General features: G+C 67.8%; 16 protein-coding genes and 1 tRNA gene (1 of these 17 only partly in view). 12 read left to right on the top strand and 5 right to left on the bottom strand.

The annotated features are described in order from the left end of the window. From GTP77_RS24065 to GTP77_RS24045, 5 genes are all read right to left on the bottom strand, one after another. Positions 1 to 2,217, bottom strand: partial view of a DUF349 domain-containing protein gene (locus GTP77_RS24065; protein WP_161074695.1) — the 5' portion only. 390 nt of this gene lie to the left of the window's left edge; the window shows 2,217 of its 2,607 coding nt (coding positions 1-2,217); the start codon lies at positions 2,215 to 2,217; the stop codon falls past the left edge of the window. Positions 2,218 to 2,289: 72 nt separating this feature from the next. Further along, the gene (locus GTP77_RS24060) at positions 2,290 to 3,024 is read right to left on the bottom strand and encodes a hemerythrin domain-containing protein (protein ID WP_161074694.1); all 735 of its coding nucleotides are present in this window, start codon (positions 3,022 to 3,024) and stop codon (positions 2,290 to 2,292) included. Between the two features lie 149 nt (positions 3,025 to 3,173). Continuing rightward, entirely contained in the window at positions 3,174 to 5,585 is a 2,412-nt protein-coding gene (locus GTP77_RS24055) for a bifunctional acetate--CoA ligase family protein/GNAT family N-acetyltransferase (protein ID WP_161074693.1), read from the bottom strand. Between the two features lie 34 nt (positions 5,586 to 5,619). After that, on the bottom strand, positions 5,620 to 6,609 hold the full coding sequence (locus GTP77_RS24050; RefSeq protein ID WP_161074692.1) for a DUF2804 domain-containing protein: 990 nt from the start codon (positions 6,607 to 6,609) through the stop codon (positions 5,620 to 5,622). Between the two features lie 22 nt (positions 6,610 to 6,631). Next, a complete protein-coding gene (locus GTP77_RS24045) occupies positions 6,632 to 7,873 on the bottom strand; it encodes a winged helix-turn-helix domain-containing protein (RefSeq protein ID WP_161074691.1) in 1,242 nt (413 codons plus the stop codon). A 189-nt stretch (positions 7,874 to 8,062) separates the two neighbouring features. Between GTP77_RS24045 and GTP77_RS24040 the strand changes: the two genes are divergently transcribed. The 12 genes from GTP77_RS24040 to GTP77_RS23985 all read left to right on the top strand — a co-directional run bounded on the left by GTP77_RS24040 (position 8,063) and on the right by GTP77_RS23985 (position 22,439). Beyond that, entirely contained in the window at positions 8,063 to 10,720 is a 2,658-nt protein-coding gene (locus GTP77_RS24040; RefSeq protein ID WP_229202339.1) for a sensor domain-containing diguanylate cyclase, read from the top strand. A gap of 94 nt (positions 10,721 to 10,814) precedes the next feature. Then, entirely contained in the window at positions 10,815 to 12,068 is a 1,254-nt protein-coding gene (locus GTP77_RS24035; protein ID WP_161074689.1) for an exonuclease SbcCD subunit D C-terminal domain-containing protein, read from the top strand. 13 nt (positions 12,069 to 12,081) lie between these two features. Then, positions 12,082 to 15,897, top strand: coding sequence for an AAA family ATPase (locus tag GTP77_RS24030; RefSeq protein WP_161074688.1), 3,816 nt, complete (start codon positions 12,082 to 12,084; stop codon positions 15,895 to 15,897). Positions 15,898 to 16,166: 269 nt separating this feature from the next. After that, positions 16,167 to 16,628, top strand: coding sequence for a putative metalloprotease CJM1_0395 family protein (locus tag GTP77_RS24025; protein ID WP_161074687.1), 462 nt, complete (start codon positions 16,167 to 16,169; stop codon positions 16,626 to 16,628). 34 nt (positions 16,629 to 16,662) lie between these two features. Continuing rightward, positions 16,663 to 16,875 (top strand): hypothetical protein, encoded by a 213-nt coding sequence (locus GTP77_RS24020; protein ID WP_107875433.1) that lies wholly within the window; start codon positions 16,663 to 16,665, stop codon positions 16,873 to 16,875. A 67-nt stretch (positions 16,876 to 16,942) separates the two neighbouring features. Further along, positions 16,943 to 17,875 (top strand): hypothetical protein, encoded by a 933-nt coding sequence (locus tag GTP77_RS24015; RefSeq protein ID WP_161074686.1) that lies wholly within the window; start codon positions 16,943 to 16,945, stop codon positions 17,873 to 17,875. A gap of 105 nt (positions 17,876 to 17,980) precedes the next feature. After that, a complete protein-coding gene (locus GTP77_RS24010) occupies positions 17,981 to 19,141 on the top strand; it encodes a methyltransferase (protein ID WP_161074685.1) in 1,161 nt (386 codons plus the stop codon). Positions 19,142 to 19,213: 72 nt separating this feature from the next. After that, positions 19,214 to 19,290: transfer RNA gene (locus GTP77_RS24005), tRNA-Met, on the top strand. Positions 19,291 to 19,494: 204 nt separating this feature from the next. Beyond that, positions 19,495 to 19,926 (top strand): YeeE/YedE family protein, encoded by a 432-nt coding sequence (locus tag GTP77_RS24000; protein ID WP_161074684.1) that lies wholly within the window; start codon positions 19,495 to 19,497, stop codon positions 19,924 to 19,926. 19 nt (positions 19,927 to 19,945) lie between these two features. Then, positions 19,946 to 20,362, top strand: a complete 417-nt coding sequence (locus tag GTP77_RS23995) for a YeeE/YedE family protein (protein ID WP_161074721.1) — start codon at positions 19,946 to 19,948, stop codon at positions 20,360 to 20,362. A 106-nt stretch (positions 20,363 to 20,468) separates the two neighbouring features. Beyond that, a complete protein-coding gene (locus GTP77_RS23990) occupies positions 20,469 to 22,106 on the top strand; it encodes an acid phosphatase (RefSeq protein ID WP_321170285.1) in 1,638 nt (545 codons plus the stop codon). A gap of 108 nt (positions 22,107 to 22,214) precedes the next feature. Continuing rightward, complete coding sequence (locus tag GTP77_RS23985) at positions 22,215 to 22,439, top strand: hypothetical protein (RefSeq protein ID WP_161074683.1); 225 nt, start codon at positions 22,215 to 22,217, stop codon at positions 22,437 to 22,439. Positions 22,440 to 22,524 lie beyond the last annotated feature (85 nt).

Below are 22,524 nucleotides of genomic sequence, written 5' to 3'. Positions count from 1 at the left end.
GGCGGCATCGACGCCGTTTGCGCCGGCCAGCTCGGCCTCCAGCGCCTGGGCCAGGCGCAGCTTGTCGCGCAGCGCGTTGGCCTGGGCGGCGCCGGCGCGTTTGCGGATGGCGTCGCCCTGTGCTTGCACGGCGGCGACGGCGGCCTTGTAGCGCGCTTCGATCTTCGGCTCGCTGGCGCGCGGCACCTGGCCGGACGCGTGCCAGGCGCTGGCTGCGTCGCGCAGGGCCTTGGTGATGGCGGCCTGCTGGGCCTTGTCGTCGCCGCTGAAGGTGGCTTGCTCCAGCTGCGCGCAGATTGCCTCGCGGGCGTGCAGATGGGCGCGGCGCTCATGGTCGGCGGCGTGGGCGGATTCCTTGCGGGCGGCAAAAATGGCGTCGCAGGCGGCGCGGAAGCGCTGCCACAGCGCCTGCTCCTGCTTGCGCTCCAGCGGCAGCGCCTTGGCGTGCTCCTGCCAGCGTTCCTGCAGGATGCGCAGCGTGTCCAGCGTGTGGCGGTCGGACGGATTCAGCTTGGCGGTTTCCTCGATCAGCTGCTCGCGGCACGCCACTTCGATGCTGCGCTGGTTCTCCAGCGGGGCCAGCATGGCGTCCATGGCCCTGCCGAAAGCGGTGTCCAGCTTTTTCTTTTCCTTGCGGTCAATGGCCCCCAAACGGCCCCAGGCCTGGCGGAAACGCTGCGATGCGGCGGCCAGCGCCTTGAAGTCGGGTTCGCCGGCGGCGGACTTGGCCTGCAGCGCCTCGACCTCGGCGATCAGCGCCTGGCCCTTGGCGGCGTTGGTGTGGCGTTCGTCGGCCAGGTGCTTGAAGTGGGCGGCGGCGGGCGCGTAGGCGGCGGTGCAGGCGGTGTCGAAACGCTCCCACAAGCCTTTCGGCGCCGCGCCGGAAACCACGTCCAGCGCTTTCCAGCGCTCGCGCATGCTGCCCACTTTCTTGGCCAGTTCGGCCATGGCCAATTGCTGGCCTTTCAGGTCTTCCACGGCCTTGACCAGTTCCTCGCGCGAAACGTTGCCACCCCAGCGCGCCCAGTCGCCCAGGCGCTTCAGGTCGGCGCGCACGTGGGCCAGGCGGTCGGCCTGGGCCGTGCTCAGGCGGCCGGTCTTGGTCTCCTTCAGCGCCTTGTCATGATCGTTGGCAATGTGCAGCTGGCCTTCCGCCAGCGCTGCTTCCATGGCGTCCAGCGTGGCCATGAAACGCTTGTTGGCTTCGCGGGCGGCTTCCTGCGCGGCGGGCGACAGGTCGCGCGGTTTGGCGTGGCGCTGTTCGGCCGGCTTGGCTGAGCCGTTGGCGGCCCCGTTGGCGCCGCCAACGGCGGCGGCGTGCGGCTTTGCGCCGGGCTCGCCTGCAGCCTCGGCAGGATCGCTGCCGGCAGCGTTGGCATGGGCGGCGCCGTTGGCAGCATTGACGCCGGCAACAGCCTGCAAAGCGCTTGCGTCATCGGGAGCTGCCGCAGCGGCGCCGGTTTCGGCGCCGGCCTGCGCCGCGCTGCGGGCCGCCTGTGCGGCCAGCTTGGCGCGCGCCTCGCTCATGGCGGTCTCAAAATCGCCCAGCAGATTGCGCGGCAAAGCGCCTTTTTCGGACGCGGCCACATGTTTGGCGTGTTCCTCGGCCAGCGCATCGAGTTCGGCGGCGTCCGCTTGGCCCGCCGCCACGCGGCGCACGGCGGCCAGCGCATCGAGCGCTGCGCGCTGCAAATTGACCTGGTCTTCCAGGCGCTGCCCCAGCGCGCCGCGCACGCCGTTGAATTCCTCCGCCAGCGCCGGGGTGGCGGCGATCACCTTCCACAAGCGGTCCAGCTCGGCAACCTGGTTGGGCGTGAGTTTTTCGTCGGCCAGCAGCTTGCGCGCGTTGGCGATGGCAGCTTCGGCCTGGCGCTGCTCGGCCTGCTGGTGGCGGATCGCGTCCAGGCGCGACTGCATCAGCTTGGCCACGCGGCGGTCGGTGTTGCGCATGGCCTGCTGCACCTGCTCCAGTGCAGGCTGCGACACCACGTGCGCGGCCGCGGCCAGCCGCACGTCGGCAAATTCACTCTGCAAGATCAGTTCGACGGCGGCAGCCTCGTCCTCGGCCAGCGCCTTGGCGCGCTCGGCCTGCGCGGCGCGGCGCGATGCGGTCTGCTCAGCTTGCACGGACGCAGCCACGGCGGCGGAAGCCTGCCCGGCGTCGGCCGGCTGGCCGTTGGGTGCATCGCCGGGGCGCTTGAAGAGGAATTCGAACATGATGGGCTATCGCTGTATCAAAACCACCATGATAGCAAAGGAACGCCAAATTCTTTGCCCCCTATTTATTTGCTAGTCCGCCAGCGCGCGGCTGAGCGGCCGCTGGCGGCGCGGACGCACCAGTTCGGACACGGCGATGTTCGGATCCAGCTCCTCGTCCGGCAGCACCACGGGCAGCACAGCCAGCGCCGGCAGCAGCGCGTCGTCCATCACGTCCTGCCCGCTTTGCCGGCCCTGCGCGGCGCGCGGCCTGGCCGCCGGCGTCTGCACCAGGTGCAGCTGGCCGCCCTTGCAGCGGCGCGCTTCGGCGACGTTGGCGTCGTGCAGCAGGAACTGGTTGGCGATGGCGAACCAGGCCTCGCCGCCTATGGCCGTGCGCGCCACGGCGAACAGTTCCTTCTCCTCCTTGTCCAGGCGCTGCAGCAGCGACTCGCAGAAGGCGTCGATGCCGGAGCAGATTTCCTGCACGCGCTGCTCCGACTCGTCTTTCGACTCGGAAACCTGCTGCTGCAAGGAACGGATCACGCCCAGCGCCACGTCGTTCAGGCGGTTGAGCTCCTCCAGCAGCTGGTTGGCCTGCTCGGTGGCCTGGCGGATGGCCGGGATCAGATACATCTCAATCTTGCGCCAATGGCAAGCCTGGTACAGGCGGTTCAGCGATTCGCACGCGAACTCGAGCTGCGACAAGGTCAGGCTGTTCTGGCGCAGCAGGGTGGACTGCACGTATTTTTGGAACGAAAGCAAACTGACGCGGATGTTGGCTTGCTCGACGGACAGAGCAACCAAGGTGTAGGTGGCCGTTAACATTCTTACTCCAAGCTGAAATCACACAATGCGACGAGGCGGAAGTAAAAGTGTAAATAAACGCGACGACCGGGACTTTGATCTAGCACAAACTGTCCCGTTATTAGAGCTTGGTGATGCGGTTTGCCTCCAAGCGCAGCTTAGGCGAATCGCTATGCTTGCAGCTTGAGCAGCAAATTGGCCATCCCTGGTTCCGGCGACGGACTGACCGTGCCGCCGAAGCGCCGGACCAGCTGCTGGACACCGCCATTTTCAGACAACGCTTCGCCGACTATCGCCGCAGTGCCTCGGCTGCGGAAATATTCGACCAGCTTTTGAAACAGAATAGCGCCAAGCCCCTTTCCCTTCAAGTCCGAACGCACCAAAATAGCGAATTCGGCATGCTGATTGTCGGGGTCTGCAACAGCCCTTACTACCCCTAGTGTTTCGGGCCGGCCCCCACTACCGACGCGCGTGGCGATAAAGGCCATGGCGCGGTCATAGTCGATTTGCGTGAGCCGCGCCAGCTGCGCCGGCTGCAGTTCGCGCATGGCGGAAAAGAAGCGCAGGCGCACATCGTCCGGATCTATCCTGGCAAAAAATTCGACATGCTGCGGCGCATCCTCGGGCCGGATCGGGCGCAGCGTCAGCGGCCCTCCCTGCCACTGCACTTCCTGCTCCAGCTCCTGCGGATAGGCGCGGATGGCAAGACGGTAGCTGGCGCGCGGCGCGCCCAGCGTGATGCGCGCGCCCAGCGCCAGCACGCCGCCGTCCCCGCCCCCGTTCGCGTCCCGCCCGGCCAGCAGCGGATCTATGCTCAGGCTGGCCAGTTCGCAGGTGTCTGCCACCAGGTCGGACACCTGTATCAGCGTGTGGCAGACCGCATCGCCGCCGTCGCCCAGGCCGGAACGTTCAAGCAAATCGCGCGCCAGCACCATGTTGAGCGGCGGCAGGCCGATCACGCGGGCATCCGCTCGGGCGCGCGCGCCGGCCGGGCCGCCGGGCGACAAGCTGATCACCGGACCGAACGAGGGATCGTCATGCACGCCGATGGCAAGCTCGTCGCTATGCGGCGGCGGCGCGCTGCCCTGCTCCGCCATGCGGATGCCGTAGGCGCCCAGCACGGCGCGGGTTTCCTCTGGCTCCAGCACCTGGCGCCCCTCGGCCATGGCGGCGGCGATGACGGCGCGCGCGGCGGCGCGTTCCGGCTTGCTACCCGGCGGAAACTGGCCGGGCACTTCCATCAGCAATTCCTGGTTGCGGCGGTATTGCGCCATCTGCATAAAGCCGCGCACCGCCTGCTCCGGCGTGTCGTAGCTCGGCAGGCCGGCCTCGGCGAACACGCGGCGCGCGCCCGCCACCGAAGCGCCGCCCAGCCAGCAAGACAGCACGTTCTTGCCCGAGCCGCGCGCCAGCGGCGCCAGCAGCGCGGCGATGCGGCTGGCGTCCACCCCGGTGGCGGGCGCATGGATCAGCAGCACGGCGTCCACCTGCGGCTCGCGCAGCAGCGCCTCGAAGGCCGCCACGTACTGCTCGGGCGTGGCCGCGCCGCCCAGCTGGAACGGATTTTGCGGCGCGGACGCCCCGTGCGCGGCCACCTCGGGCTGGGCCGCGCGCAGCAGCTTGACGGTCTCGGGCGACAGCGGCGCCAGCTTGCCGTCCGCATAGGCCAGCGCGTCGGTGGCGATGGTGCCCAGGGCGCCGCCGTTGGCCACGATGGCCAGCCGCTCGCCGCGCAATGCGCGCGCATGCGCCAGCGTTTCGGCCGCGTCGAACAGGTCTTCGGTGGAATGCACGCGCAGCATGCCGGCGCGGCGGAAGGCGGCGTCGTAGACCGGGTCGCTGGCGTCGCGTCCCGCCTTGAGCACGATCACCGGCTTGGCGCGCGCGGCCAGGCGGGCCGCCGACATGAATTTGCGCGCGCAGGCCAGGTTTTCCATGTAGACCAGGATGGCCGCCGTGTCGCTGTCGTCAGCCAGGAAGTCGAGCAGGTCGCCCAGGTCGATGTCGGCGCGCTCGCCCAGCGAGGCGAACTTGGAAAAGCCGATGCCGTGCAGCCGCGCCCAGTCCAGCACCGCCGCCATCAGCGCGTCCGACTGCGACACGAAGGCGATCTTGCCGGCCTTGGCGCCGCCTTCGGCCAGGCTGGCGTTCAGGCCGCTGTGCGGCGCCAGCAGGCCCACCCCGCCCGGCCCCAGGATGCGCAGCAGGTGCGGCTTGGCCGCCTCCAGCATGGCCTGGCGCGCGCTCTTGCCGCCGCTGCGGGTCTCGTCCAGCCCCTTGCTGAGCACCACGGCGGCGCGTGTGCCGCGTGCGCCCAGCTCGGCGATCAGGCCCGGCACCGTGGCCGGCGGGGTGCAGATGATGGCCAGGTCCGGCGCATTGGGCAGGGCCGACACCTTGCTGTAGCAGCGCACGCCCAGCAGTTCGTCGTACTTGGGATTGACCGGCCACAGCGCGCCCGCGTAGCCGCCCTCGGCCATATTGGTGAGCACGATGGCGCCCAGGCTGCCCGGCCGCAGCGAAGCGCCGATCACGGCCACCGAGCCGGGGTCGAACAGACTGTTGAAATTCCTGATGCTCATCGGCCGTCCTTTCAGCCCGCGCGCCCGTCCGGGCTCACCAGCGCGAGGTATGGTCTTCGGTCACGCCCACCAGCTGCGTCACCATGCGTTTCGGCTGGTCCGCGCTGCTGCGCACCCAGCCGGTAAAAGTGCCTATGGGCTGCACATAGCGGCTGGCCGCCACCACCAGGTTCTTGTCCTGGCGGCGCGCGCCTTCCGGCGTGAAAAACAGCTCCAGCAGGTCGTCCTCGGTGAAGATATGCCAGCGCGCCAGCGGGTCGGCCTGGTCGTAGATGAAATGGGCCGGCCCCAGCGCGTGCACCTGGCCGTCCAGCCACAGCGCATTCTCGTGGCCGCCGAAATAGCCGGCCTGCAAATTGAAACCCAGTTCCAGATTATGCGCCGACGCCCAGCGCCAGGCCGTGTTGCGCGCCAGCAGGCCGTTGGAATAGTCGAAACTGGCCACGCCGCCGGCCAGATCGTACTCTCCGCGCCACAGTTTCACCTCGCCCGACAGCGGCATGCCGGCCGACTTCTGCGTGGCGTGCACCGAGCCGTTCTTGACCGGGCCGCTGGCCAGCAGCGGCGGCGCGCTGGCGGGACCGAATTCGGCGTCTATCACCAGGTAGGGGCAGTCCAGCTCCAGCTTGTAGCGGCCCGCGTCCAGCGCTTCGATATTGATGTAAGTCTGCTTCACCTTGAAGGTGCTGCGGCCGCCGGCGTGCGCCGCCACCCGGGCCGCCGTGAGCGGCAGGCCGTCCTGCGAAAAATTGGCCAGCATGTCGCCGTCGTCGCGGTCGAAGGCGTAGGCGAAGCAGGTGCCTATCCAGCCCAGGTCCACAATGGCCACGGCGCAGAACACCTGCTCGGTGGACAGCGCCACGTAGTGCCAGCGCTTGTGGTGGAAGCCGCGCCACAAGGCGTTGCGCGCGTGCGGGGCCGCCAGCGCGCTCCAGTCGAATCCCCCGGCCATGCCGGCATAGCGGCCAAACAGGGGCTGGCCGTCGGCGCCGATCAGGCTGGCGGGTGCGGCGGGCAGGGTCATGCAGTCTCCAATGCGGTCTTCATCATGCTATCCGGTCGCTATCCAGTTCGGCCTGCAGCACGGCGGCAAATTCCGCCGGCTCGGCGCTTTGCACCCGCAACTGCGGGCAGCCGTGCCAGTTGGCGCAGCGCCGCAAGGCGGCCGCCACGTCGCGCACAAAGCGCTCGCTGGCGCGCGTGCCCGGCTCCAGGGCCACGGACTTCAGTTCGAACACGCCCTCGCGCCGGTGCGCCTTGGCGTCCACCCGCCCCACCAGCGCGCCGCGGCGCAGGATGGGCAGGGTGAAATAGCCGTAGCGGCGCTTATCGGCCGGCGTGTAGCATTCAAGGCGATAGTCGAAATCAAACAATTCCAGGGCGCGGCGGCGGTCCCACACCACCGGATCGAACGGGGACAGGATGACGGTCGCCGTGGCCGACAGCCCGCCGTCCGCCGCGCTGGCGGCCAGCGCCGCATGGTCCGGGTGGATGTAGACCGGCTCGTCCCAGCCCTGCACGCGGGCGCGCAGCAGCGCGCCTTCGGCCACCAGCGTTTCCGGGTCCAGGCGCGGCGGCCTGGTGCGGAAGTAGTCGGCGATCCAGGACGCCTTGGCCAGCCCCAGCGCCTTCACCGTTTTCAGCACGAAGGTGCGGCGCGTTTCGTCCATGGCGGGCATGCGGCTGTCGTCCCATCCCGGCAGCGAGCGTTCCAGCACGCGCTCGGCCAGGTCGTACACGCGCTGGAAGTTGTGGCGCCGCGCTATCATCAGCTGGCCGGCCGTGAACAGCACCTCCAGCGAGCGCTTTTCCGGCTTCCATTCCCACCAGCCGCCGCCCTTGCCGTCGGTGCGCTCGAAGTCCGAGGAGCGCGCCGGGCCGTTGGCGCGGATGTGGGCCAGCACCGCGTCCACGTCGGCGCGCCGCTCGGCCATCCAGGTCTCGGAATACTTCCAGCCCATGGAGCCGGGGTCTATCATGCGGTGGCGGTACAGGCCGTAGTCCTCCACCGGCACGAAGCAGGCCTCGTGGGCCCAGTACTCGAACAGCGCGCCCTCGGCCAGCAGTTCCTCCAGCCAGGGCTGCGGATAGTCGCCCAGGCGGCTCCACAGCACCAGGAAGGGACTGCGCGCGACCACGTGGATGGTGTCGATCTGCAGCACGCCCATCTGCCGTATCGCCTCCAGCACGTCGGCTTTGCGCGCTTTTCTGCGGCGCGGCTGCAACAGCCCCTGCGCCGCCAGATGCAGGGCGCGCGCCGCCGCCAGGCTGAGTGTCAATTCGGTCAAAAGCGTGGCCCTTCCATGGTTAAACGCAGCCCGCCATTCTAAAAGAAAACGCGCTTTCCATTGGCGTTTTATCACTTTTCCCTGGCCGGCGGATTTATTTTGGTTTTGCCTGGACCCCAAGCGCCGAATTTGCGTGCAAAATATCCCCCAATGGAGACTGCGTTACCCCAAAAGCCCCAAGGCGACCAATTGATAAGATCAGATAACCCAGTCCGGCGCTTCCTGCGCAAAACCTACCGGGCAGTTTTGCTGCCTGCGTTTGCCCTTGGGCTGCTGCTGTCCATGTGGGGCGCCGTGGCTTACCAGGTGCGGCAGGAGTACCACAGCGCGCGCCACGAGGCCGTGCTGCATAGCCAGACGCTGGCACGCACCCTGGCCGAACACACCAGCCACCTGCTGCGCCAGACCGAGCACGCCACCCAGCTGTTCAAACTCAAATACGAAGAAACCGGCGGCACGCTGCGCCTGCCCGAGTTCACCCGCAAGGGCGGCCTGCTCGATTCGCTCATGCCCTCGCGCCTGGAGCTGCCCATCGCCCTCTACCTCCCCGACGGCAAGCTGCTGGAAAGCCGCAACGGCTTCTTCAGCCCGGACATCAGCGCGGACCCGATGTTCAAGATACTCGGGCTGGCCCTGGACGACGCGGCGCTCGCCTCCAACCCCATGGTCGAGCCCAAGACCAAGAAGTGGCAGATCCAGATTGCGCGGCGCCTGAACGACGCCAAGGGCCAGTTTGCCGGCGTCATCATGCTGATGGTGGACCCGGCCTACTTCGTGGAGGATTACGACCGCCTGCACGTGGAGCCCAACGGCCTGGTGATGCTGACCAGCCGCGACACCGGCCTGGCCATCGGCCGCATCGAGGAACACCTGTACATCAGCGACGCCATCGACTTCACCACCACCAGCACCGACGCCTACGGCAGCGCCGACGAGCTGACCCTGAAGCAGCCGCTGGACGGCGTGGAGCGCATCTATAGCTACCGCGACATGCCGCGCTACTCGCTGACGGCGGTGGTGGGCAACACGGTCAGTTCGTCCATGGTGCGCTTCGAGAACCAGCGCCGCATCTACTTTGTGCTGGCCACGCTGGCCTCGATGCTGGTGTGCGCCTTCGCCGCGCTGCTGATGCAGCAAAGCCGGCGCCTGCGCCGCAGCATGCTGGCGGCCACCGAGGCCCAGCAGAAGCTGCGCGCGGCGGCCGACGCCAGCCTGGACGCGGTGTTCCTGCTGAAAGCCTGCCGCTCGCACGCGCGCGGCGAGGTGGTGGACTTCACGCTGGTCGACGTGAACGAGCGCGGCGCGCGCATGCTGGAGCTGCCGCGCGACACGCTGCTGGGCCAGCGCATCGGCGAACTGGTGCCGAACTGGCGCAAGGAAGGCTTCCTGGACCGCTACCGCGCGGTGATGGAAACCGGCCAGCCGCTGGAGGAGGAATTCGAGACCCGCAACCTGCCCGGCGAGCCGCGCTGGCTGCGCCACCAGATCGTGGCCATCGACGACGGCGTGACCGTCACCACCCGCAACATCACCTCGCGCAAGCGCGACGAACTGAAAATGCGCCAGAACCAGGCCGAACTCCAGGCCGTCAACGACGCCTCGCCGCTGGGCCTGATCCGCGCGGACGCCAACGGACATTGTACTTATGTCAACCGCACTTTCGAAGCCATCACCGGGCTGACGCGCGAGCAGGCCCTGGGAGACGCCTGGATGGTGGGCGTGCATCCGAATGACCGCGAGGTGCTGAGCGCCGCCATCCGCCACCTGCGCGACACGCTGCAGCCCTTCCAGGACACGCTGCGCTGCGTGCACCCGGACGGCAAAGTGGTGTGGACGTCGATGAAGGTGGCGCCCATCATCATCGACGGCCGCATCGACGGCTTTGTCGGCACGCTGGACGACATCACGCTGATGCGCAAGTCCGTCATGGCGCTGCGCGAGAGCGAAGCGCGCCTGCGCACCATCACCGACACCCTGCCCGCCATGATCGCCTATGTGGACGAGGACGAAGTCTACCGCTTCAACAACCTGGCCTACGAGCGCGAATTCAGCCAGTCCGGCGTCGGCATGGTGGGCCGCACCATCCGCGAAACGGTGGGCGAAGAGCGCTACCAGTATCTGCAGCCCTACGTGCAGCGCGCGCTGGCGGGCGAAACGCTGTCCTTCGAGGAGGACGACGAAAGCCACAGCATCGTGCGCAGCTTCGAGGTGATCTACATTCCGCAGTTCGACGAAGGCGGCTACAGCGTGGTGGGCTTCCACGTCATGCGGCAGGACATCACGGCGCAAAAGCGCGAGAAGCAGCGCCTGCTCAAGCTGTCGCAGATCGACGCGCTCACCGGGCTGACCAACCGCGCCGGCTTCCTGCAGGAGCTCAACAACGCCATGGCCGCCAGCCGCGACAACAACACCATGATGGCGGTGATGTATATGGACATCGACCGCTTCAAGCCGGTCAACGACACTTACGGCCACAGCGTGGGCGACTCGCTGCTGAAGGTGTTCTCGGCGCGCCTGACGCACGCCATGCGCGCCAGCGACACCATTGCGCGGCTGGGCGGCGACGAGTTCACCATCATCGTCGAGCGCCTGGCGCGCACCGAGGACGCGGAGAATCTGGCGGCCAAGATCGTCACCACCATGCAGGCGCCGTTCGAGCTGGACGCGGCCACCGTGTCGGTCTCCACCAGCATAGGGCTGACCTTCTACCAGGGCGAGGAAGTCACCCCGGCCGAGCTGCTGAACCGGGCCGACATGCTGCTGTACCAGGCCAAGCAGGCCGGCCGCAACACCTACCGCGCCGCGCCCGTGCTGTCGGCGCTGCACGCCACCCCGAATGCAGCCTGAACGTCCGCAGTTAGATCCGCCGCAACTCGCAAGGGCCGAGTTTAGGCTATATTGAGCGCTTTTCGGCCCTACCTATCCCCTATCCAGGCAATCCATGCGTCTGCTGCACACCTCCGACTGGCATCTGGGCCAGTCGCTCCACAATTTTGAACGCGGCTACGAGCACCAGTGCTTCCTCGACTGGCTGCTTGACACCATCGTCGCCGAGCAGGCCGACGCGCTGCTGATCGCGGGCGATGTGTTCGACAACGCCAACCCCTCGTCCGCCGCCCAGCGCCAGCTGTACCGCTTCCTGCAGCAGGCCAGGGCGCGCGCGCCGCAGCTCGACCTCATCGTCATCGCCGGCAACCACGACTCGCCGGGCCGCCTGGAGGCCCCCGGCCCGCTGCTCGAAGCGCACGGCACGCAGGTGATCGGCAACGTGCCGCGCGGCGCGGACGGCCAGATCGACGTGGAACGCCTGGTGCTGCCGCTGACCGGCAAGAGCGGCGCGGTGGAGGCCTGGTGCCTGGCCGTGCCTTTCCTGCGCCCCGGCGACGTGCCGCGCCAGCCGGTGCTTGAGCAAGACGGCCAGCCCGCCGCCGATCCCTACCTGGCCGGCATCGCCCTGCTCTACCAGCAAGCCTACGAAGTGGCGCAGTCGCGTCTCCAGCCCGGCCAGTCCATCGTCGCCATGGGGCACTGCCACATGGTGGATGGGCAGATGTCGAACGACTCCGAGCGCCGCATCGTCATCGGCGGCACCGAGATGCTGCCAACCGGGATCTTCGACCCGTCCATCGCCTACGCCGCGCTGGGCCACCTGCACCTGGCGCAAGCGGTGGGCAAACAGGAACGCATACGCTACTGCGGCAGCCCCATTCCGCTGTCCTTCGCCGAAACCGGCTACCGCCACCAGATCCTGCGCGTGGACATCGGCGCCGCCGGCGCGCCCTGCGAAGTAAGCGCCATCCCCGTGCCGCGCGCGGTGGAACTGATGCGCGTGCCCGCCAAACCCGTCCCGCTGGAACAGGTGCTGGAAGCGCTGGCCGCCCTGCCCGGCGAAACCACCTTGCCGCCCGAAGCCTGGCCTTTCCTGGAAGTGCGCGTGCTGCTGGACGCGCCGCAGCCCGGCATGCGCGCGCGCGTGGAAGCCGCGCTGGAAGGCAAGCCCTTCCGCCTGGCGAAAATCGAAACCTCCACGCCCAGCCGCGCACCCTCGCTCGACGACGCCGCGCTGACGCTGGACCAGCTGGACAAGCTGCAGCCGGACGACATCTTCAAGCGCCTCTACCTCCAGCGTTTCGGCAACGAAGCGCCGGCGGACCAGTTGAGTGCCTTTGCCGAGCTTATGCTGCCCGGCGCCTGAACCAAGAATATCTATGCGCATCCTCAGAATCGGCGGTAAAAACCTGGCCTCGCTGGCCGGAGAATTCAGTGTGGACTTTGAACAGGAGCCGCTGGCCTCGGCCGGCCTGTTCGCCATCAGCGGCCCCACCGGGGCGGGCAAAAGCACCCTGCTCGACGCGCTGTGCCTGGCCTTGTACGACGCCACGCCGCGCCTGCTCAAAGCCCTGGGCCGCAGCATGCTGCCGGACGTGGGCGCCGAAACCGTGACCACCCAGGACACGCGCAACCTGCTGCGCCGGGGCGTGGCCGACGGCTACGCGGAAGTCGATTTCGTCGGCAGCGACAACCACCGCTACCGCGCGCGCTGGAGCGTGCGCCGCTCGCGCAACAAGGCCGAGGGCGCGCTGCAGCCGACGGCAATGAGTTTGCTGCAGCTGCCGGACCTGCTGCCGGTGGGCGGCACCAAGACCGAAGTGAAAGCCGAAATCGAGAAGCGCATCGGCCTGTCGTTCGAGCAGTTCACGCGCGCCGTGCTGCTGGCGCAAAACGAGTTCGCCACCTTCCTGAAAGCGGACGACAACGAGCGCGGCGAGCTGCTGGAGACGCTGACCGGCAGCGCCGTCTACAGCGAAATCTCCATGCGCGCCTTCGAGCGCGCCAAGCTGGAACAGGCGGCGCTGCAGCGCCTGACCGGCCGCCTGGCGGACCAGAAGCCGCTCAGCGGCGAGGAACGCGCCACGCTGGAAGCGCAAAGCACGCAGGCGGACGCCGTGGTGGCGCAATTCGACGCGCAAAAAGCGGTGCTGGAACAGGAACTGCGCTGGCACCAGCAGGCGCAAAGGCTGGAACAAAGCGAGCTGCAAGCGCAGCAAGCCTTGCAGGAGCGCCTGGCCGATGTGGAAGCGGCCGCGCCGCGCCGCGCCGCGCTGGAGCAGCTGGACGCCGTGCAGCCTGCGCGCCCGCTCGCCGCCGACATCACCCGCATCGAAGGCGAGATCGAGGCCGCACAAGCGGCGCTGGCGGCGCGCAAGCTGGAATCCGAACAGGCGCTGCAAGCGCAAGCCCATGCGGCAGCCGTGCTGCTGCAAGCCGAAGCGGCGGTGGGCGAAACTGAAGCGGCGCAACGCGGCGCCGGCCCCAAGCTGGACCTGGCCAAGGCGCTGGACGCGCGCATCGAAGCCATGCTGCCCGCCCACCGGCAGGCCAGCGCCGCGCTGGAAGCCGCCAGCCAGGCCGACAAGCTGGCCCGCAGCGCCTTGCAGAACAAGCAAACCGAGCACCGCCAGCTCAGCGCCGCGCAGGAGCATGGCGCAGCATGGCTGGCGCGCCACCAGCAATGGCAGGCGCTGGCCGAGTCATGGCAGAAGTGGGACGTGCTGTTCGTGCAGGCCGGGCAAGCCGCCTCGCAGGCCGAAAAGCACAGCTACGCGCTGGCGGCGGTGCAGCGGCAAGCCAGCCACCACCGCGAAGAAGCGGCGCGCGCCACGGCGGGCCTGGACGGCGCCGCCGAACGCCTGCAAGCGCTGGAGGCGCAGCGCCAGCAAGCCATCGCCGCGCTGGCAGCGTTTGATGCGGAAGCCATGCACGGCCGCCGCCGCGCACTGGAACAGCGGCGCGACCTGCTGGCCACCGGCGAAAAAGCGTGGTCCGAGCTGGACGCGCGCCAGCAGCGCAAGGCGCAGCTCGACGGCGACGCCGCGCAGCAGCAGCGCAGCAAGGCGGCGGCGGAACAGCATCTGGCCGAGGCGCAGCAGCAGCACGCTATCCTGATGGCGACCTTCGGCCAGGCCGAACGCTCGCTGAAACTGGCCGAAGCCGCGTGCGCGGAAAGCGTGGAAACGCTGCGCGCCACACTGCAGGACGGCCTGCCCTGCCCGGTCTGCGGCGCGGAAGAACACCCCTACCGCCACGACGACGGCGCCCTGGCCGCCATGCACGCCAGCCTGCAAGCGGAGGTAACGCACTGCCGCGAGCAGCTGCAAAAGAACATCGAACAGCAAACCTACCAGCGCACCACCGCGCAAAACAGCGTCGAGCGGCTGGCGTTGCTGGCCACCGAGCAGCACGCGCTGGAAGAAGCCCTGGCCCGCGCCCGCGCCGCCTGGAGCGCCCACCCGCTGGCGGCTGAAGCCGAAGCCGCTGCAGGCGCCGAAGCTGCAGCCTGGTTCTCCGCCGAGCTGTCCAACGCGCGCGACGCGCTGCAGCTGATCGGCGAGCAGGAACTGGCGCAGCGCCGGGCCAGCGCCGCGCGCGACGCCGCGCAGCAAGCCTGCGACACTGCCACCGCCGAACACGCCCGCCAGCAAGCCGCCGCAGCCGCCGCGCACACCGCCCTGGCGCAATCGACCGCCGAATACCAGGCGCTGGAAGACAAGCGCATCGAAGTGGCGCTTCAACTAAGCGGCCTGCTGGACGAACTGGACGCGGCCTTCAACAGCACCGAGCTGCCGAACGAAGGCTGGAAGGACGAATGGAAATCCGGCCCCGCGCGTTTCTACGAGGCGCGCCGCGCCGAAGCCCGCCAATGGCAAACCCAGCGCACCCAGCTTGACGAACGCGCCCACGCCTTCGCCGCGCTGGACGCTGAACTGCACGCGCTGGCCGCCGCCCAAGCCAAGACCGGCCACGACGCCGACACCGCCCGCGCCGCCTTCAGCACCGCCGACGCCGGCCTGCAAGCCATGCAGGAACAGCGCATGGACCTCTGGGGCGGCAAGGAAGTGCGCGACGTGGAACTGCTGCTGCAAGCGGCAATCGACACCGCGCGCGCACGCCACGCAGCCCAGCAGCAAGCGGGCCAGCAGGCAGCGCAGCAGCACGCACGCGCCGAAGAAGCCATCGCCCAGTCGGCCGCCCGACTGGACGCCCTGCACGCCGCCGCCGAAGCCGCCGCCGCCCGCCTCGCCGCCTGGCTGGACAGTTTCAACCACCAGCAGGCCGCGCCCGAGACCGGAACCATAGACCTCGCCGAACTGGCAGACAGCGCCATCACGCTGGAAGAGCTGCTCGCCCTGCTCTTCCGCCCGGCGGACGCCATCCGCACCGAACGCGAGGCCCTGCAAGCACTCGCCCAGGCAGCGGCCACCGCCGCCACCGTGCTGAAGGAACGCCAGCTCCAGCGCCAGCAGCATCTGGAGAGCGCTCCGACGCAAGCGGACGGCGCCACCCGCACCACGGAAACGCTGGCGCAAGCGCTGGACCAGCTGTCGTCCGAACGCAAGCTGGCCTACGACCAGGCCGCCGCGCACCGTCTCGGCATCGCGCAGGACGACGACAAGCGCCAGCGTGCGCACGCCATGCTGGGGGACATTGAACGGCAGGAAGCCATCGAACAGCGCTGGGCGCGCCTGAGCGAACTGATCGGCTCAGCCGACGGCAAGAAGTTCCGCAACTACGCCCAGCAATTCACGCTGGACGTGCTGCTGGGCTACGCCAACGCCCACCTGGGCCATCTGGCGCGCCGCTACCAGCTCGAACGCATCAACCACAACAGCGGCCCCTCGCTCGGCCTGCTGGTGCGCGACCAGGACATGGGCGGCGAAATGCGCTCGGTGCACTCGCTGTCCGGCGGCGAATCCTTCCTGGTTTCGCTGGCGCTCGCGCTGGGACTCGCCTCGCTGTCGTCGAACCGGGTGCGGGTGGAATCGCTGTTCATCGACGAAGGCTTCGGCAGCCTGGACGCCGAGACCCTGCGCGTCGCCATGGACGCGCTGGACGGGCTGCAGGCGATGGGGCGCAAGGTCGGCGTGATCTCGCACGTGCAGGAAATGACGGAGCGGATTTCCACCCGCATCCTGGTGCAGCCCTCGGCGGGCGGCAAGAGCGTGGTCTCGGTGCTGGCGTCCTAACGCACGGGCAGCTCGCCGCGCTCGACTTTCACCATGTCCCAGCCCAGCTCGCGCCGCACCTGCTGCGGGTCGGGCGGCGGGCGGCGCTCCTCGATCTTGTTACGCATCCACTGTCGCACGGCTTCCTTCGTAGGATGTTTCTTCTGTTCCACAGTTAGCCTCTTTAAGCAACGGTTCGGATAAGCGTTCAACGCGGCCCAGTCCATTCAGTTGACCGCGCCGCGCCGAATACAACACTTTGTTACGCTTTTTGCTAAGATGGAATGGCAATGAGCATCAGCGCCATCTCCTCCGTTTCCAGTGCGGCCGCGCCCGCCAGCGCGCAGGCCAGGGTACAGCTGTCGCCCGAACAGCTGGCGCAGATAGCCAAGCTCAAGCAGCGCGACACGGAAGTGCGCCAGCATGAACTGGCCCATTTGTCGGCCGCCGGCGGCCTGGCCACCTCCGGCCCCAGCTACACCTACCAGCGCGGCGCCAACGGCGTGAACTACGCGGTGGGCGGCGAAGTGAACATTGACACCTCGCCCGGCGCCACCCCGCAGGAAACCGTGGCCCGCGCCCGCACCATCCAGGCCGCCGCGCTGGCGCCGGCAGAACCATCGTCCCAGGACCGCGCCGTGGCCGCCCGCGCCCAGCAGCTGGAACAGCAGGCGCGCGCCGAACTGGAGCGGGCCTACGCGCCAGGCGGGCCGGAGCGGGCGGCGGGCGGCGCCGTCGACGTCTACGCTTAATGCTAGAATCCTCCCTTTTTTCCGCGAGCCTCCCATGCTGAAAGCCCCCCGCACGCTGACGTTTAAATGCGTGAAATGCAACAAATCGGTACAAGTGTTCCTGCAGAAAGTATCGGCCTGCTCCCACATCCAGCCTTACCAGGGCATCTGCCAGTGCGGCGAGGTAAAACGCCACGCCACCGGCCAAAAAGACGCCGTGCAATCGTATCTGGCCTCACCGGACGGCAGCTGGTCGCACCACCATTGAGCACGGCGGCGCTAAAGAATTCGGGTTTTATGCCGTTAGAACAGGAAACCCGTTAATAGGTGCCGCGATGTCCACTATCTCTCCCCTGAGCTCACGCCAGCTCCAGCCCGCCAGCCTGTCTCTTGCTAATCAGCAAACAGACAGCAAGAACTTGCGCGTTGGCAATTCCTCCCTGCTGGAGAAGGCGCAGAATGATTTAGTGTCCCTGTCCAAGAACGGCATCGACCTGCAGCAGCGCGTCGATTCCCTGGGCAATTCCACGGTGGATCTGGCGCAAAACCTGCTCGGCAGCTTCGCCCAGCAGCTGTTTGGCGACAGCGCCAAGGGCGCCACCGTCTCGTTTGACTCGGTCAGCCTGGAATCCTCGTCCAGCTTTGCGGCGGGCGTGCAGCAAAGCCAGGGCGCGGGCGGCAGCAGCAAGTCGGCCGCGTTCAGCCTGACGGAGAGTTCGCACTTCCTCGGCAAAGGCACCATCACCACCGCCGACGGCAGCACTTTCGATTTCGAAGTGGAAGTCCAGTACGACTACGCGCTGCAAGCCAGCGCCAGCCAGAGCACCGCCGCCGATGGCGCAGCCGATGCAGCCAAAGCGGCGCGCTCGGCAGCCGATCCGCTGCCGGCCGTGGAGTTCCCGGACATCAAGTTCCCCGGCAGCCTGCAAGACCTGTTCCGCCTGTTCGACAAACCGCTCAAGAGCGACGTGGTACAGGAAGACAAGAAGCAGCCTGGCGAGCAGCAAAAACTGGGCACGCTGTCGCTGCGCCTGCTCAACCTGGTCAACAGCACCGAGCAGCTCGACACCTACGGCCCGCAAACCGGCAAGTCCAAAGCCGTCGCCCACGCTTACGGCACGCAGGAAACGCCGGCCAATGTGCTGGCCAAGGCGCCGGGCAGCGTGCCTGAGGCTGCCGCAGCCGCAGCGGCCTCCGCAGCCGAAGCCGCGCCTGCCGCACCTGTCATTCCAGCGGCGGAAACCGAACCGCAGCAAGCCGCCGCCTGATCCTCCGCGCCGGCAGCGCCGGCGCGCCGCGTATAATAGCCGCTGATACAGAACCGCCGCCCCAGCGCGGCGGTTCTGCCGTTTACCTACAAGATTGAAGATTCCATGACCGCAGCCACTCCCGAAGCACAATACATCCACTGGACCGAAAACGGCACGGACCACTCGGCCCTCTGGCGCTCCGAGAGCGGCATGGCGCCGCCCAAGCGCATCGTCATCGCCGACGACACCACCAACGCCGACACGGCCTACCGCCTGGCCTGCGAAGGCACGGCGCTGCTGTGGAAGGGCGACTTCCAGAACGCGCGCCAGCTGCTGCAAGCGCTGGCCCGCCGCGCCGACCACAAGGGCAGCAAAGGCAAAAAAGCCAAGGCGCCCAAAGTGCCGGCCACGCCCACCGAAGCCTTCCACCTGCACCGCCAGGCGCAATCGCAGCGCGGCCGCACGCTGGCCATGCTGCTGGTGCCGTTCGAGGCCGACTACAGCATCCCGCTGCGCCGCGCGCCGGACGTGAAACTGGCCTGCAACGAAGCCTACGGCCGTGGCGAGCATCCCTTCGCCATGTCGCTGCGCGAACTGCTAGGCGTGATCGGCGCGCACGAATGGCGCCGCAACGGCGTGGAGATTCCCGCGCTGGGCGAACGCATCCACCCGCACTACGGCGTGTTCTCGCCGGTGCGCGGCGAATATGTGGCGCTGGTGAACGAAGCGCCGCTGCCGAAAAACGCCAAGCTGGCGTTCGACATCGGCGTGGGCACCGGCGTGCTGTCGGCCGTGCTGGCGCGGCGCGGCATTGAGCGCGTGGTGGCCACCGACCAGGACCAGCGCGCCCTCAGCTGCGCGCGCGAAAACCTGCACAACCTGGACCTGAGCCGCCAGGTGGATCTGGTGAAAACCAATCTCTTCCCCGAAGGCCGCGCGCCGCTGGTGGTGTGCAACCCGCCGTGGGTGCCGGCCCGCCCCAGCTCGCCGATCGAACACGCCGTGTACGACCCGGACAGCGCCATGCTGCGCGGCTTCCTCGGCGGCCTGAAAGAGCACCTGACGCCGGGCGGCGAAGGCTGGCTGATCCTGTCCGACCTGGCCGAGCACCTGGGCCTGCGTCCGCGCGAGCAGCTGATGGAGTGGATCGCCACCGCCGGCCTGAAGGTGCTGGAGCGCCACGACGTGCGTCCAACCCATGCCCGCGCCGCCGACGCCACCGACCCGCTGCACGCAGCCCGCGCCGCCGAGGTCACCTCGCTGTGGCGCCTGGCCGCCGCGTAAGGGCCAGAAAATTCATTTATAAAATTCACCCTTGCGGAATGAAACAGGCTTGTATATAATTCGGGCCTCAGACGCGGGGTGGAGCAGTCTGGCAGCTCGTCGGGCTCATAACCCGAAGGTCACAGGTTCAAATCCTGTCCCCGCAACCAGACATAGCAAGCCGTTGATTCTTAACAGGAATCAGCGGCTTTTTGCTTTTCCGGGGGCGCATCTTGACGCCACCCTATGCGCATCCAGCCCGCCGGGCAGCATGGACGCAATATTCCACGACACAGCGCACTTCAACACCGCCGAGTTGCATTACCATGACGGATTCGAGTCTCAAAACACGCAATCACACCGGAAGCGACACAATGAAAATCGACTGGGCGCACTTCACCCCTTGGACCAGCCTGGCTGGCGGCGTACTGATCGGACTGGCCGCCGCACTGTTCGTGCTGTTCAACGGGCGCATCGCCGGCATCAGCGGCATCTTGGGCGGGCTGCTGTCCTGGCCCAAGGGCGATACCACGTGGCGGCTGGCTTTCCTGGCCGGCCTGGTCGCCGCGCCGCTGGCCTACGGCTTGGCGCTTCCCCTGCCCGAGGTACAAAGCGACGCCGGCACCGCCGTGCTGGTCGTGGCCGGCCTGCTGGTGGGCGTGGGCACGCGCTACGGCGCGGGCTGCACCAGCGGCCATGGCGTGTGCGGGCTGTCGCGCCTGTCGCCGCGCTCGCTGGTGGCCACCCTGGCCTTCATGGGCGCCGGCTTCGGCACCGTGTTCGTGCTGCGCCACCTGCTGGCCTGAGGAGGACACCATGCGCATCGTGAATATTTTGATGGCCCTGCTCGTGGGCCTGCTGTTCGGCATCGGCCTGATCGTTTCCGGCATGACCAATCCTGCCAAGGTGACCGGCTTCCTGGACCTGGCGGGCCGCTGGGACCCTTCGCTGGCCTTCGTCATGGGCGGCGCAATCGGCGTGGGCCTGGTGGCGTTCCGCCTGGCGGGCAAGCGCAGCAAGTCGCTGCTGGACCAGCCCATGCGCCTGCCCACCGCCAGCATGATAGACCGCAGGCTGGTCATCGGCAGCCTGGCGTTCGGCGTCGGCTGGGGCCTGGCGGGATATTGCCCCGGCCCGGCCCTGGCCTCGCTGGCCAGCGGCGGCGCCAAGCCGCTGATCTTCACCGCAGCCATGCTGGCGGGGATGGCCATCTTTGAACTGGTGGAACGCAAACGCGGCTGAGGCGAAGCGGCCTAATGTAACAAGCCGTTTTACAAAACTGCCAACGGCTTTTCCCCTCTGCGGTGATAAACTTTGCCGCTTGAAAATCTTTCATGAGGAGCCGCGCGTGAGCGACAACAACAATCTTCCAGCCAATCCGTCGCGCCGACGCATTTTCCAGGCCGCCGCAGCCACCGGCATCGCCAGCACCGTGCCCGGCATCACCGGCGCCGCGCCGGCCAAGAAACCGGCCGCCGGCTCGCTGGACGCCAAGCTGAAGGCGCACGTGAAGAACGTGGTTGTCATCTACTTGGAGAACCGCAGCTTCAACAACCTGTTCGCCGACTTCCCCGGCCTCGCCTCGCCAATGCCCACCACGCTGTCGGCCGACCAGGTCCAGAAAGACTACAACGGCAGCGTGCTGCCGCAACTGCCCATGATCTGGGGCGGCATGGTGCCGAACTCGCAAACCATAGGCGGCAAGACCTATGAAATCAAGGAAGAACAGATCAAGGGCCTGCCGAACGCACCATTCAAGCTGACCACGCCGGACGGCAAGCCGCTGCCGGAATCGGTCATCACGCGCGACCTGTGGCACCTGTTCTACCAGAACCAGATGCAGATCAACGGCGGCAAGAACGACGGCTTTGTTGCCTGGGGCAACACCGGCGGCATGGTGATGGGCTACTACGGCGAAACGTCCAAAAACCTGGGCCTGTACCAGCTGGCGCGCCAGTACACGCTGTGCGACAACTTCTTCATGGCGGCCTTCGGCGGCTCCTATATGAACCACCAGTTCCTGATCACCGGCCGTCCAGCCGAGTTCAAGAACGCCGAGAACAGCGCGGCCAAGAAGAAGATCGCCGTGCTGGCCGACGGCCCCACCGGCGCGCGCCTGGCCGTGGCGCCGGACAGCCCGGCCTCGGCCCTGGAAGGCAAGCCCAAGTATGTGAACGACGGCGCCATCACGCCGGACGGCTACATCGTCAACACCATGGCCCCGCCCTACCAGCCCAGCTGGATCAAACCGGTCCCCGGCGGCGACCAGAACCTGGCCAATCCGGACGAGGCCTACTACCAGCCGCCGCAAAGCTACGACACCATCGGCGACCTGCTGTCGCGCAAGGGCGTGAGCTGGGCCTGGTACGGCGGCGCGTGGCAGGCGGCGCTGGACACCAATGGCGGCGGCCCCAAGCCCAACTTCCAATACCACCACCAGCCGTTCAACTACTTCACGCAGTTCGCGCCCGGCACCGCCGCGCGCGCCGAGCACCTGCGCGACGGCGGCCTGGGCGACAGCCCCATGTCCAACAAATTCCTGGCCGACGCGGTGGCGGGCAAGCTGCCTGCCGTCACCTTCTACAAGCCGCAGGGCAACCTGAACCTGCACGCCGGCTACTCGGACATCGAATCGGGCGACCAGCACATCACCAATATCATCTCCCACCTGCAGAAGTCGCCGCAGTGGAAGGACATGGTGGTGGTGATCACCTTCGACGAGAACGGCGGCTGGTGGGACCACGTGGCGCCGCCCAAGGGCGACCGCTGGGGTCCGGGCTCGCGCATTCCGGCCATCGTGGTGTCGCCTTACGCCAAGAAGGGCGCGGTCGACCACACCTTCTACGACACCACCTCCATCATGCGCTTCCTCACCCGCCTGCACGGCCTGCCGCTGCTGGAAGGCCTGAAGACGCGCAACGAGGCCTTCGCCGCGCGCGGCGCCACCCCGCCGGGCGACCTGACCGGCGCGCTGAGCTTCCGTTGAGTTTCCGCTAGGCCATCATACCCACCACGGCGGCATGGCTTTGTGCTACACTGCGTGCCGCTTTAAATATTTGAGCCCGACTGCTGCAGCCGGGCTTTTGTTTTTGAGATGAGAGACAAAAAAGACAACGCGACTTTCGACCTGCCCGGCTTTGCGCCGGCTGCGCCGATGGAGCCCGAGCCCAAGCGCCCGCCTCCACCGCGCACGCGTCGTGCCGCCTTGAAACAGGAACAGCTCGAACTGCTGGAGGCGACCGACACGAGCGGCCTGCCGGTCTGGCAGCGCGAAGAGGGCCTGGACGTGACCGGTTTGCCGGTGTGGCGTCAGAGCTAAGACCGTCTCCCAACGAGCCCGTCCGCCTGAGCGGACACCGCCTGCGCACCTGCTAGACTGTGCGCACTTCCCCACTTTTTTACCG

It is taken from the genome of Pseudoduganella aquatica (assembly GCF_009857595.1).
Classification (GTDB): domain Bacteria; phylum Pseudomonadota; class Gammaproteobacteria; order Burkholderiales; family Burkholderiaceae_D; genus Rugamonas; species Rugamonas aquatica_A.
Note: the sequence above shows the minus strand (reverse complement) of the source record. Positions and strands in the feature narration are given on the sequence as shown.